A 12,268-nucleotide genomic window follows, 5' to 3' on the forward strand; every position below is an offset into this window, starting at 1 on the left:
CAAACCCCCCGCCGCCCCCCCCCCCCCCGTCATCCTCGGGCTTGACCCGAGGATCGGGCCCGGATCGGACGCTGCGTCCGGGGTCTCGCACAAGCGGCGGCCCCCTCGATCCTCGGGTCAAGCCCGAGGATGACGGGGGCAAACCGAGGATGACGGAAGGGGAGTAAGCGCCTTCCGGTCGAAGGGGCGGCGGCCGCCTCCGCCGCCATCCCGTCCCCCTGCAAAGAAAAAGGGCCGGCCGGTTTCCCGGTCGGCCCTTCGTCGTTCCGCCCTGTCAGCCCTTGGGGCCGCGGCGGTTCAGACGATCAGTATTTGACCTTCAGCGTCACGCCCCAAGTGCGCGGGGCGCCCAGATAGGCGTTGTAGGTCGCGGTGTCGGTGGCGATGTTATAGTAGGTGCCGTCCGCCTGGGGCGTGGTGGTGTTGGTGAAGGCCGTGCCCTGCAGCGGGGCGGCGAAGGCCACCTGGGTGTACTCCTCCTCCAGCAGGTTCTGACCCCAGACATCCACGGTCCAGCGCTCGTCTTCCGAACCGATGGTGATGCGGCCGTTCACGACGGTGAAGGCCTCCTGGTTCTTGTACGGCAGCAGGTCCGAGCCGGTGTTGTACTCGGTCGAATATTTGGCCGACAGGTTGAAGCCGCCGCGCAGGCCGCCGCCCAGCGAGCGGTCGAAGGCCAGGGCGCCGGTCAGCGACCATTCCGGGGCGAAGGAGGCGCGGGCGCCCGGCAGCAGCGAGAGCTGGGCGAAACGCGCCGGGTTCGACAGGTCCGCCGCCGTGAAGTCCCCGTACTTGGCGTCGGTGTAGGTGACGCCGCCCTGGAAGGACAGGCCCTCGATCGGGGTGAACCAGACCATGTCGGCGTCGACGCCGCGCGAGGTCAGTTCCGGGATCGATTCCACCACGAAGGCGGTGCCCAGGAAGGTGTTCAGCTGGAAGTTTTCGAACTTTTGGTCGAAGTAGGTGATGTTCAACAGCATGGTGCGGTTGAACAGGGTCGTCTTCAGACCGGCCTCATAGCTGTCGACCGTCTCGGCGTCGAAGAAGAGCGAGGCGTCCGGCGTCACCCCCGTCTGCACCCGGTCCATATTATAGCCGGCACCCTTGTAGCCGCGGGCGTAGGAGACATAGCCCATGACCGAGGGATTCAGGCGGTAGGAGGCCTTCAGCGTGCCGCTCAGATCCGTATCGCTGAACTTCTCCTGGATGCGGCGGTTGTCGTAGAGCGGGTTGGACCAGGGCAGGCACAGAAGGCCCAGGGCCGAGGTCGGGGTGGCGACATTGGCCGTGCCGGGGATGGGCGAGACCGCGCGATTGGCCGGGTTCTGGTTCGCCAGGGCGCCGCCGCAGGCCGCGCCGTTGGTCCCCAGATTGTCCTGGAGGCCCAGCAGGCGCTTGCTGTCATAGGTGTAGCGCAGACCCAGGTTGATCTCGAACGCCTCCGTCACCCGATAGGTGTTGTTGGTGAAGACGGCGACCGATTCGGACTTCTGGGAATAGTGGTCCTCATAGGCCTTGCCCGTGCCGAAGGTCGGGGCGGCGGCGCTGGGGGGCACGGCGCCGATCACGCAGAGCGGCTGTCCGGCGGCCGGACCGGCCGTGCCGACCAGGAAGCCCTGGGGATTGGTGAAACAGCCCAGGCGGCTGGGGCTGGGGCCGCCCACGGAGGCGGGAAGGGAGGCCGTCAGCAGCAGGGAGGCGAAGGCGTTGTAGTCGGCGCCGTAGACATAGCTGTCGTCGCGATAGACCTCCTCCTTGGTGGCGAACAGGCCGACCAGCCAGTCGAACTTGTCCGTCGTCCCGGCCAGGCGCAGTTCCTGGGTCAGGTTGCCGACCCCATAGCCGTTGGAGCCGTCATTGGCGCGGTACAGGATGTCGGCGCCGGTGTAGTCCAGGTCCATCCCCTGCTGGAACGACCAGTCGCGCCACGAGGTCTGGGACGTCAGGGTGGCGTTCAGGCTGGGCAGGTCGATGGTGGCCTCCGCCGACAGACCCATGTCCTCGATCTCTTGCGGGGTCTCGCGGTTCGAATAGGCGGTGCGGCTGAAGGGCACCGTGCCGAAGCCGGCGACCGGCGGACGCTGGCCGGGGCCGTTCGGCGCCGTCAGGGCGGCGATGAAGGCCTGGGTCGGGCCGACGCGGGTCTGGACGGCGGCGCAGCAGAATTCGTCGCGCTTGGTGTAGTCGGCGATCAGGCGGATCGACACCTCGTCGCTGGGCAGGATCAGCAACTGGCCACGGCCGGTCCAGTAGTCCTGGGTGTTGTCTTCCGTCAGGGTGCGGGGGCCGTCGCCCAGATTGACGTCATAGAAGCCGTCGCGCTCGCGATGGGCGACGAACAGGCGGCCGGCGATCTGATCGGTCAGGCCGCCGGTCACCGAGACGGAGCCGCCGACGGCGCCGTAGTTGCCGGCGGTCAGTTCGGCCGAGATCGACGGGTCGAACGACGGACGTTCGGTGATGATGTTGATGACGCCGGCCGAGGTGTTCTTGCCGAACAGGGTGCCTTGCGGCCCCTTCAGCACCTCGATGCGGCTCAGTTCGCCCAGGTCGCCGAAGCCGACCGAGTTGCGCGAACGATAGACGCCGTCGATGACCACGCCGACCGAGCTTTCCAGGCCCGGGTTGTCGCCCACGGTGCCGGCGCCGCGGATACGGACGGTGGTTGAGGCTTCCGACTGGGTCGAGGTGACGGTCATGCCGGGGGTCAGGATCTGCAGATCCTTGATGTCCTGCACGCCCGCGCCGTCCAGCACCTCCTGCGACAGGGTGGTGACCACGATCGGCACGTCCTGCAGGCTCTGTTCGCGCTTCTGGGCGGTGACGATGATGTCATCCACGGTCGCCGGCGCCTCTTGGGCGGCGGCCATGCCGGCGAAGCCGAAGGCGGCGGCGCCGACCACGGCGGCGGACACGGTGGTTCTGAGGTAGCGGTTAGTGTGGCGCAACGAAGCGTCCTCCCGGCTCTGAAGCTCGGTCGCGGGGCGACCGAAGCGTTTCCTATTTCCCAATCGACGCGCCTCTGCGTGGAGGCGCGTTCAGTAAGGTGAGGCTAAGCCTGCTTCCCGCCGAACGACAAGCGAGCGCTGATACCCGCGACCATTTTTCGCCCTAGTTCGGCCCTTCTGTGACACGGAAGAGACAGAAAATTTTGACGCTAGGTCAGTCTTCAGCCGATCAGCGACGAGTCCGCGCCTTGCGAAAGCGTCCAGGCGGGCGCAACTGACCGCCATGCCCGTCCACGCCGACTACCGCCCCGCTCCCGTCTTTTTCAATCTGGGGCCGGACTTCGCCGACGCCGTGGAGGCCGCGCGCTTTCCCAACGCCGATTTGCGTTTCCGCAATCAGCGCGCCGCCGCCGAGGTGGGGCTGGACAGCCTGAGCGAGGCCGAATGGATCGCCGCCTTCGGCCGGTTCGAACCCCTGCCGGGCCAGCCGGGGCCGTTGGCGATGCGCTATCACGGCCATCAGTTCCGTCACTATAACCCCGACCTGGGCGACGGGCGCGGCTTTCTGGCGGCCCAGATGTGGGAGACGCCGCAGGCGACGGCCGCGCGGCGCGGCGAGCGGCCCCGTCTGCTGGATCTGGGAACCAAGGGATCGGGCCAGACCCCTTGGTCGCGCGGCGGCGACGGTCGGTTGACCTTGAAAGGCGGGGTGCGCGAGGTTCTGGCGGCCGCGATGCTGGAGGCCCTGGGGGTTCCGACCAGCCGCGCCTTCTCCTTGATCGAGACCGGCGAGGCGCTGGAGCGGGGCGACGAGCCGTCGCCGACCCGTTCGGCCGTCCTGGCGCGCCTGTCGCACAGCCATGTTCGGTTCGGAACCTTTCAGCGCGCCGCCTATCTGGGGCGGGTCGATCATATCGAAGCGCTGATCGCGCACGTCCGCAGCCTGTATCACCCACAGGTCGCGGCGGGGGACGCGCCGGGCCTGCTGCGCGCCGTCGTCGAGGCCTCGGCCAAATTGACCGCGCGCTGGATTGCGGCGGGTTTCGTCCACGGGGTGCTCAACACCGACAATCTGAACGTCACGGGCGAGAGTTTCGACTATGGCCCCTGGCGCTTCCTGCCGTCCTATCAGCCGGGTTTCACCGCCGCCTATTTCGACCAGACCGGCCTTTACGCCTTCGCCCGCCAGCCGGAGGCGGTGTTCTGGAACCTGACCCAGTTGGCCGGCTGTTTGAAACTGGTCGCCGAGGTCGAGCCCCTGACCGACGCCCTGAACGGCTTCGGCCCCGCCTATATCCGCGAACTGCGCGCGGCCTTTCTGATGCGGTTCGGCGTGCTGAGCCTGGGAGAGGCGGCGGACCAGAGGCTGGTTGACACGGCCCTGGCCCTGTTGCGCGAAGGCGGGGAGGGGCTGCGCTGGGAGCCGCTGTTCTTCGACTGGTTCGGCGGCTTCGCCTCGGCCGCGCGCGCCTTGTCGGGTCCGCGCGCCAAACTGTACCAGGGCGAGGCCTTCGACGCCTTCCGCTTCGCCCTGATGGCGCACGAGCCCGACCGGATCGAACGGCTGGAGCATCCGATGTTCGCCGCCCGCGAACCCGAGGAAATGCTGATCGAGGAGGTCGAGGCGATCTGGGCCGCGATAGACGCTCAGGACGACTGGGCGCCGTTCCAGGCCAAGCTGGCCCGGCTGGAGGCCGCGCGGATAGGCTGGGGCTTTACCGCCTGATGCAGAACCTTACGAAAGCTTCATCTCGTTTATCGATAAAGATATTGCCTGCTTCTCGATAAATCCATATCGATAGTCACTAAGGCGCTGCGGAGGGCGACGCCGAAGAAAGGGCTGTTCGACATGAGACTGATCGGAAAATACTCTATCTCAAGCGCCCTGCGCTGGTGCCTGGGGTTCGCCAACGTCTTCGTCATGCTGGCCACCGGCATCATGGCGATCTGCTTGGCCGCCAGCATCATATCGCCCGACTTTGCGGCGGGGTTCGTCGACGGAATGAGGAACCTCGACAGCAGCGACGCGCGTGACCTGCACTGGCCGGAACGGTTGACCCTGCTCGGCGCCTTCCTGGCCTGCGGCTTCACTTGGTGGATCATCAACCGACTGCGCCGCATCCTGCTTTCGGTCAATCAGGGCGACGCCTTCGAGTTCGCCAACGTCAAGCGGCTGCAGGGCGTGGGGCTGGGCCTGATGGGTATCCAGCTCACCGCCTTGATGCTGGCTCTTGTGGCGCCGCACGTCATGGGGGAGTCGGTTTCCGACTATGACTTCAGCCTAGGATCGTGGCTGGGCATTCTGGTCGTCTTCATCCTGGCCGAGGTGTTTCGCCAGGGCTCGGCCATGCGCGACGAACAGCTGGCGACGGTCTGAGGCGCGCCATGATCATGATCCAACTGGACCGGCTGCTGCTGGAGCGCCGCATGTCCTTGACCGAACTGTCCGACCGCGTCGGGGTGACGATGGCCAATCTGTCGATCCTGAAGACCGGCAAGGCCCGCGCCGTGCGCTTCTCCACCCTGGACGCCCTTTGTAGAGAGCTGGACTGCCAGCCGGGCGATCTGATCGTCCAGACGCCGGGACCTCAGTCGGAAGAGGGGTGATCCTCAGGGAAGGGCGACGGGTCGCCTGTAGCGTGGATGTCACAGAAACAATAAGTCATCAGCCGATGTCATCAACTGATGTCATCCGGCGATGACAAAATGCATCGGCTGCGCTACATACCCCTTGCGAACGGAGTTGCTCGATCCGATCTCGCAACTGTTACCAATCAGGCGCTCCCCGATGACCTCCACCACTCTGCCCGTCGCCCAGTCGCGCACCCGCTCCGTCTACAAGAACGTAACACTGTGGACCTTCCAGGGCTGGATCGCGATGTTCTTCATCGCCGCCGGTTACGCCAAGCTGACCGAGCCGATGACCAATCTGATCGCCCTGATGGGCTGGCCTGCGGTCGCGCCGGAAAATATGGTGCGCGGACTGGGCTTAGTGGAGATGGCGCTGGGTCTGAGCGTTCTGGCGCCGCTGATCTCCTGGCGCGTGGGGCGCCCTCTGTTGCTGAGCGCCTCGGCCGGACTGATCGTGATGGAGGCGACCATGCTGATGGTCCACGCCCTGAGCCGCGACATCGGCCTGGCGGTGGTGAACCTCATTCTCCTGGCGCTCACCGTTCCCGTCCTCTTAGGACGGCGGCGCGCCTGAAACAGGATCGATCGCCGGGGCCTCTCCCCCCTCCGCCCCGGCGTGTCGCGCCCGGAGCCTTCCCCAGGCTCCGGGCTTTTCTTTGCCTAGCGCGCCGCGAGGGAGGGGCGGCGACGAAAAGCTTACCCTTACGCGCACGTAAACTCTTTCCTTTACGCGCACGTCAAGTTATGGTGTCTTCATGGCCACCGCCGACGACCATCGCACCTATTCCATTCGCCAGCTGTGCCGCGAGTTCGACGCCACGGCGCGGGCGCTGCGTTTCTATGAGGACAAGGGTCTGCTGACCCCTGCGCGCAAGGGTCAGACCCGCGTTTATGACGCCCGCGACCGCGCCCGTCTGAAGCTGATCCTGCGGGGGCGCCGCATCGGCTTCACCCTGCAGGAGATCCAGGAGATGCTGGATCTGTACGACCGCAAGGATCACAACGTCCATCAGATGGCCGTGGCCCTGCGGCGTCACCGCGCCCAGATCGCGGCCTTGAAACAGCAGTTGGAAGACATCGAAGGCGCCATTCAGACGGCCGAGGACGCCTGCGCCTGGATGGAGTCCAAGCTGAGCGAGCACCGTCCCGACCTGCTGCCCGGCGCCGAAGATTACGAGAAGCTGCTGCGCGCGCGTCTCAACCAAGACCACCACCACCCCTTCAAAGCGAGAGCCTGATCCATGGCCTACAAGTCGCCCGTCCGCGATTTCACCTTCATCCTCAACGAGGTGCTGGAGATCGACCGGTACACGAACCAACCTGGCTTCCAGGACGTCTCGTCGGACCTGGTCAACCAGATCCTGGAGGAAGGCGCCAAGTTCGCCGACGAGGTCATCGCCCCGATCAACAACCCCGGCGACAAGGAAGGCTGCCACTGGTCCGAGGGCGGCGTCGTGACCGGTCCCAAGGGCTGGAAGGAAGCCTATAAGGCCATGTCGGAAGCCGGCTGGATGGCGTTGGCCGCCGATCCGGCCTACGGCGGCCAAGGCATGCCCTCGATCGTCGCCTCGGCCTTCGGTCAGATGACCGCCGGCGCCTCGGCGGCCTTCTCCATGTATCCGGGCCTGACCGCCTCGGCCTATGCCGGCATCCATGCCAGCGCCTCGGACGAGATCAAGGCCAAATACCTGCCCAAGATGGTGTCCGGCGAATGGTCCGGCACGATGAACCTGACCGAGCCCCAGTGCGGCACCGACCTGGGCATGGTACGCACCAAGGCCGTGCGTAACGACGACGGCAGCTTCTCCATCACCGGCCAGAAAATCTGGATCTCGGCGGGCGAGCACGACTTCTCCGACAACATCATCCACACCGTCCTGGCGCGGATCGAAGGCGCCCAGCCCGGCATCAAGGGTCTGTCGCTGTTCGTCGTGCCCAAATATCTGGTCAATGAGGACGGTTCGCTGGGCGAGCGCAACAAGCTCGAATGTGCCGGTCTGGAACACAAGATGGGCATCCACGGCAACGCCACCTGCGTCATGCAGTACGACGGCGCCAAGGGCTGGCTGATCGGCGAGGAAGGCCGGGGCATGAACAATATGTTCGTGGTCATGAACGAGGCTCGCCTGGGTACGGGTCTGCAGGGCCTGGCCATCGCCACCGCCGCCTATCAGGCCGCCGTCGAGTTCGCCAAGGACCGCCTGCAGGGCCGCAGCCTGACCGGGCCGAAGAACCCGGAAGGCCCCGCCGACCCGATCATCGTCCATCCCGACGTGCGCCGCATGCTGCTGGAGGCCCGCGCCTTCGTCGAAGGCGGCCAGGCCTTCATCCTGTGGACCGCGCTTCACGCCGATCTGGAGAAGTCGGAAGACGAGGCCGTGGCGACCAAGGCCAAGGACTACATGGGCCTGCTGACGCCGGTGCTGAAGGCCTATCTGACCGACAAGGGCTTCCACGTCGCCTCCCTGGCCATGCAGGTCCACGGCGGTTCGGGCTACACCGAACACTTCCCGGCCTCGCAGTACCTGCGGGATGCGCGGATCACCATGATCTATGAGGGCGCCAACGGCATCCAGGCCCTGGACCTGGTCGGCCGCAAACTGCCCGCTAACGGCGGCCGCGCCATCATGACCTGGTTCGGCGAGATCGACGCCTTCGTGGCGGAGAACGGCGGCGACGAAACGCTGAAGCCCTTCGTCGACGGCCTGGCCGACGCCAAGGCCAAGCTGCAGGAAGGCACCATGTGGCTGATGCAGAACGGCATGGCCAATCCGGACAACGCCGGCGCCGCCTCGACCGACTATCTGAACGTCTTCGGCCTGACGGCCCTGGCCTATATGTGGGCGCTGATGGCCAAGGTCGCCCAGGCCCAGATCGAGGCCGGTTCGACCGACCCCTATTACGCCGCCAAGCTTCAGACCGGCCGCTACTTCGTCGAGCGCATCCTGCCCGACGCCGAAGCCCATCTGAAGAAGATGAAGACCGGCGCGGACGTGCTGATGGCCATGCCGGTCGAGGCGTTCTGAGGACTGTGGCGGCCTGTCCTGTCTGCAAATGGGAGCTGGATTTCGAACCGACACAGTCGTTCGAAATCTGCCCCTGCTGCGGGACACACTTTGGTTACGATGACGCCAAGGCGACACACGCCGAGCTTCGTCAGAAATGGATTGCGGCCGGCCTTCAGTGGTGGTCGCAATCCACACCAAGACCTGACGGTTGGGACGCAGAAGCCCAACTGCAATCATAGAGACAAGGGACAAAACCGATGAACGTGCTGGGCAGCCCTGATCCCGATTTCATGCAGGAAGAGGAGATCACCCTCTTCTCGGACAGCGTCGGCAAATGGATCGACGAGCACGCGCCGTTGGACAAGGTGCAGCAGTGGATCGCCGACTCCTCGGTGCCGCGCCAGCTATGGAACGACGCGGGCGAGGCGGGTCTGCTCGGCCTGTCGCTGCCCGAAGAGGACGGCGGTTTTGGCGGCGACTATCGGCACGAGGTCGTCTTGATGCGCCAGCTGGGCTGGAAGGGCGCGGACCATTTCGGCATCAGCCTGCACAATGCGATCGTCATGCCCTACATCTGGCATTACGGCACCGAGGAGCAGAAGAAGCGCTGGCTGCCCCGTCTGGCCTCCGGCGAACTGGTCGGCGCCATCGCCATGACCGAGCCGGGCGCGGGCTCGGACCTGCAAGGGGTCAAGACCACGGCGATCAAGAGCGGCAACGGCTATGTCGTCAACGGCTCCAAGACCTTCATCACCAACGGCCAGCTGGCGAACTTCATCATCGTGGTGGCCAAGACCGACCCGGCCGAGGGCGCCAAGGGCACGTCCCTGATCGTGGTCGAGACGGACGGCGCCGAAGGCTTCGAACGCGGCCGGAACCTGCACAAGATCGGCATGGAGGGGAACGACACCTCCGAACTGTTCTTCAACGACGTGAAGGTACCCGGCGACAACGTCATCGGCGGGGTCGAGGGCCAGGGCTTCGTGCAGCTGATGCAGCAACTGCCCCAGGAACGGCTGAACATCGCCGTCCAGGGCGTCGCCGCCGCCGAGCGCGGGCTGGAGGCCACCCTCGCCTACGTCAAGGAACGCAAGGCCTTCGGCAAACGCGTCATCGACTTCCAGAACACCCAGTTCAAACTGGCCGAGGTCAAGACCAAGCTGACCGTCGCCAAGGTCTTCGTCGACCACTGCATCGGCCTGCACCTGAAGGGCCAGCTGGACGCCGCCACCGCCTCCATGGCCAAATACTGGGTGACCGACATCCAGGGCGAGACGATCGACGAGATGCTGCAGCTGCACGGCGGCTACGGCTATATGAACGAATATCCGATCGCCCAGCTGTACAAGGACGCCCGGGTCCAGCGGATCTACGGCGGCACCAATGAGATCATGAAGCTCTTGATCGCGCGGACGCTCTGACGGTCTTCTCCGTCGTCCCATGTCGCAGACGAGTGGATGACGCCTGCGGCCGAACCTTCTAAACCTCCCGCCAAGGGAGACATGCACATGACGACGCGATCCAACGCGCCCGCCTATCTGACCGGCTTCGGCAATCATTTCGCGACCGAGGCCGCGCCAGGCGCCCTGCCGCAGGGCCAGAATTCGCCGCAGAAGACGCCGATGGGCCTGTACGCTGAACAGCTGTCCGGCACGGCCTTCACCGCTCCGCGCGCCGAGAACCGGCGCAGCTGGCTGTACCGTCTGCGCCCCTCGGCCCAGCACGGCCCCTATGTGGCCTTCGACCAGGGGCGCGTCCGCTCCGGTCCGTTTGACGAGACCCCGCCCAACCCCAACCGCATGCGCTGGGACCCGCTGCCGATCCCCGAGACCGCGACCGACTGGGTCGAGGGTCTGGTCACCTACGGCGGCGCCGGCGATCCCGACGCCGGGGCCGGGGCGGGCGTTCACCTCTATGTCGCAAACCGGTCGATGACGGACCGGGTCTTCTACGACGCCGACGGCGAACTGCTGATCGTGCCCCAGCAGGGGGCGCATCGCTTCGTCACCGAGATGGGGGTGATCGAGGCCCAGCCTGGCCACGTGGTCCTGATCCCGCGCGGCGTCCGCTTCCGCGTCGAGATCGACGGGCCCGTTCGGGGCTATGTCTGCGAGAACTACGGCAGCCCCTTCCGCCTGCCCGATCTGGGGCCGATCGGGGCCAACGGCCTGGCCAATCCGCGCGACTTCGAAACCCCGGTCGCCGCCTATGAGGACGTGGATCGCCCGACCCAGTGCGTCCAGAAATACGGCGGACGCCTGTGGGCCACCACCTTCGACCACAGCCCGCTGGACGTCGCAGCCTGGCACGGCAATCTGGCGCCCTGCCGCTATGACACGGCGCGGTTCAACACGATCAATACGGTCAGCTACGATCACCCCGATCCGTCGATCTTCACCGTCCTGACCAGTCCGTCGGAGACGCCGGGTACGGCCAATATCGACTTCGTCATCTTCCCGCCGCGCTGGATGGTGGCCGAACACACCTTCCGCCCGCCCTGGTTCCACCGCAACGTCATGAGCGAATTCATGGGCCTGGTGACCGGCGCCTATGACGCCAAGGCCGGCGGTTTCGCCCCCGGCGGCGCCAGCCTGCACAACCGGATGAGCGGCCACGGCCCGGACCAGGCCAGCTACGAGGGTGCGATCAATGCGGAACTGAAGCCGCACAAGATCACTGACACCCTGGCCTTCATGTTCGAGACTCGGGCGCCGATCCGGGTCACGAAATGGGCGTCGGAATCGCCGCAGATGCAGCTCGACTACGACGACGTCTGGTCGGGCTTCGCCAAAGGACAGATCGAATGATCCGTATCCCTCTTCTCGCCGCCGCCGCCCTTCTGGCGGCCGCCTGCACCGCGCAGACCACGGCGGGCTCCGACGCCCCGATGCAGAGCGCCGACGCCTCGGCCTGCGCCTCGCGCGGCGGTACGATGAAACAGGTCGGACGGCTGCAATCCTGGCAGTGCGTGATCAACTACGCCGACGCCGGCAAGCGCTGCACCGACGGCGACCAGTGCCAGGGCGACTGCCGGATCGAGGGCAACAGCGGGATCGCGCCCGGAACCGCCGCAACCGGCGTCTGTCAGGCGACCAGCGACCGCTTCGGCTGCAACACGCCGGTCCAGGACGGCAAGGCGGGCGCGACCCTCTGCATCGACTGAGGGGCAGGGGGCGAGCACCCCGCCCTCAATCCCCGTGCTTGCCGTTGCTGGAGAACTCCGGCGGAGCAGCCTTGTGCACATACTGCTCCGCCACCAGCCAGGCCTTGAACGGCCTCAGACAGCCCAGGCAAAGCGCGATCAGGATCGGCAGGGTGACGACTGCGTGGACCCAGATGGGCGGCTTCATCGTGAAGTCGATGACCATCAACAGGATCATGCCGACCAGGCCGACCGCCGACATGACGAAGAAGGCCGGGCCGTCCGCAGGGTCCGCAAAGCCGTAGCTGAGCCCACAGTTCGGACAGGCTTCGCGCAGGGTCAGATACCCTTTGAACAGAGGGCCCTGGCCGCAGCGCGGGCATTTGCAGCCCAGGCCGGTCTTCAGGGTGCTGAGGCGGGGATAATCGGTCATGCCCCCATGATGCGCCAGATCGTCCGTCCTGTCGCGCGGACGAACCGTCCTATCCGTACAATCCCGGTGAAGGCCGGTTAACCGCGATTAAAGAGCTTTCGGGTCA

The 12,268-nt window shown here is 66.0% G+C and carries 11 protein-coding genes; 9 read left to right on the forward strand and 2 right to left on the reverse strand.

Annotation, left to right across the window (positions count from 1 at the left end):
- Window positions 1-305: 305 nt before the first annotated feature.
- Entirely contained in the window at window positions 306-2,948 is a 2,643-nt protein-coding gene (locus tag AC07XS_RS09095) for a TonB-dependent receptor domain-containing protein (RefSeq protein ID WP_321208050.1), read from the reverse strand.
- A 283-nt stretch (window positions 2,949-3,231) separates the two neighbouring features.
- Here AC07XS_RS09095 and AC07XS_RS09100 point away from each other — a divergent pair, with 283 nt between their 5' ends.
- The 9 genes from AC07XS_RS09100 to AC07XS_RS09140 all read left to right on the forward strand — a co-directional run bounded on the left by AC07XS_RS09100 (window position 3,232) and on the right by AC07XS_RS09140 (window position 11,750).
- Window positions 3,232-4,674 carry a protein adenylyltransferase SelO gene (locus tag AC07XS_RS09100; RefSeq protein WP_182714250.1) on the forward strand — a complete coding sequence of 481 codons (1,443 nt, stop codon included), beginning with the start codon at window positions 3,232-3,234 and terminating at the stop codon, window positions 4,672-4,674.
- 123 nt (window positions 4,675-4,797) lie between these two features.
- Window positions 4,798-5,325 carry a DUF2975 domain-containing protein gene (locus AC07XS_RS09105; RefSeq protein WP_182714249.1) on the forward strand — a complete coding sequence of 176 codons (528 nt, stop codon included), beginning with the start codon at window positions 4,798-4,800 and terminating at the stop codon, window positions 5,323-5,325.
- An 8-nt stretch (window positions 5,326-5,333) separates the two neighbouring features.
- Window positions 5,334-5,555: a helix-turn-helix domain-containing protein gene (locus tag AC07XS_RS09110; protein WP_152950972.1), complete on the forward strand. Its 222-nt coding sequence runs from the start codon at window positions 5,334-5,336 to the stop codon at window positions 5,553-5,555.
- A 181-nt stretch (window positions 5,556-5,736) separates the two neighbouring features.
- Window positions 5,737-6,153 carry a DoxX family protein gene (locus AC07XS_RS09115; RefSeq protein WP_054766661.1) on the forward strand — a complete coding sequence of 139 codons (417 nt, stop codon included), beginning with the start codon at window positions 5,737-5,739 and terminating at the stop codon, window positions 6,151-6,153.
- Between the two features lie 181 nt (window positions 6,154-6,334).
- Window positions 6,335-6,817, forward strand: coding sequence for a MerR family transcriptional regulator (locus AC07XS_RS09120; RefSeq protein WP_054766660.1), 483 nt, complete (start codon window positions 6,335-6,337; stop codon window positions 6,815-6,817).
- 3 nt (window positions 6,818-6,820) lie between these two features.
- On the forward strand, window positions 6,821-8,605 hold the full coding sequence (locus tag AC07XS_RS09125) for an acyl-CoA dehydrogenase C-terminal domain-containing protein (protein ID WP_054766659.1): 1,785 nt from the start codon (window positions 6,821-6,823) through the stop codon (window positions 8,603-8,605).
- Between the two features lie 239 nt (window positions 8,606-8,844).
- Window positions 8,845-10,008: an acyl-CoA dehydrogenase family protein gene (locus AC07XS_RS09130; protein WP_182714248.1), complete on the forward strand. Its 1,164-nt coding sequence runs from the start codon at window positions 8,845-8,847 to the stop codon at window positions 10,006-10,008.
- Window positions 10,009-10,095: 87 nt separating this feature from the next.
- Complete coding sequence (hmgA, locus tag AC07XS_RS09135; protein WP_321208049.1) at window positions 10,096-11,394, forward strand: homogentisate 1,2-dioxygenase; 1,299 nt, start codon at window positions 10,096-10,098, stop codon at window positions 11,392-11,394.
- The gene (locus AC07XS_RS09140; protein WP_182714246.1) at window positions 11,391-11,750 is read left to right on the forward strand and encodes a hypothetical protein; all 360 of its coding nucleotides are present in this window, start codon (window positions 11,391-11,393) and stop codon (window positions 11,748-11,750) included. Before hmgA ends, AC07XS_RS09140 begins: the two co-directional genes overlap by 4 nt.
- A gap of 25 nt (window positions 11,751-11,775) precedes the next feature.
- On the opposite strand, the gene AC07XS_RS09145 is transcribed toward AC07XS_RS09140, so the two are convergent.
- Window positions 11,776-12,162 carry a DUF983 domain-containing protein gene (locus AC07XS_RS09145; RefSeq protein WP_054766656.1) on the reverse strand — a complete coding sequence of 129 codons (387 nt, stop codon included), beginning with the start codon at window positions 12,160-12,162 and terminating at the stop codon, window positions 11,776-11,778.
- Window positions 12,163-12,268: the final 106 nt, after the last annotated feature.

It is taken from the genome of Brevundimonas sp. GW456-12-10-14-LB3 (assembly GCF_059424365.1).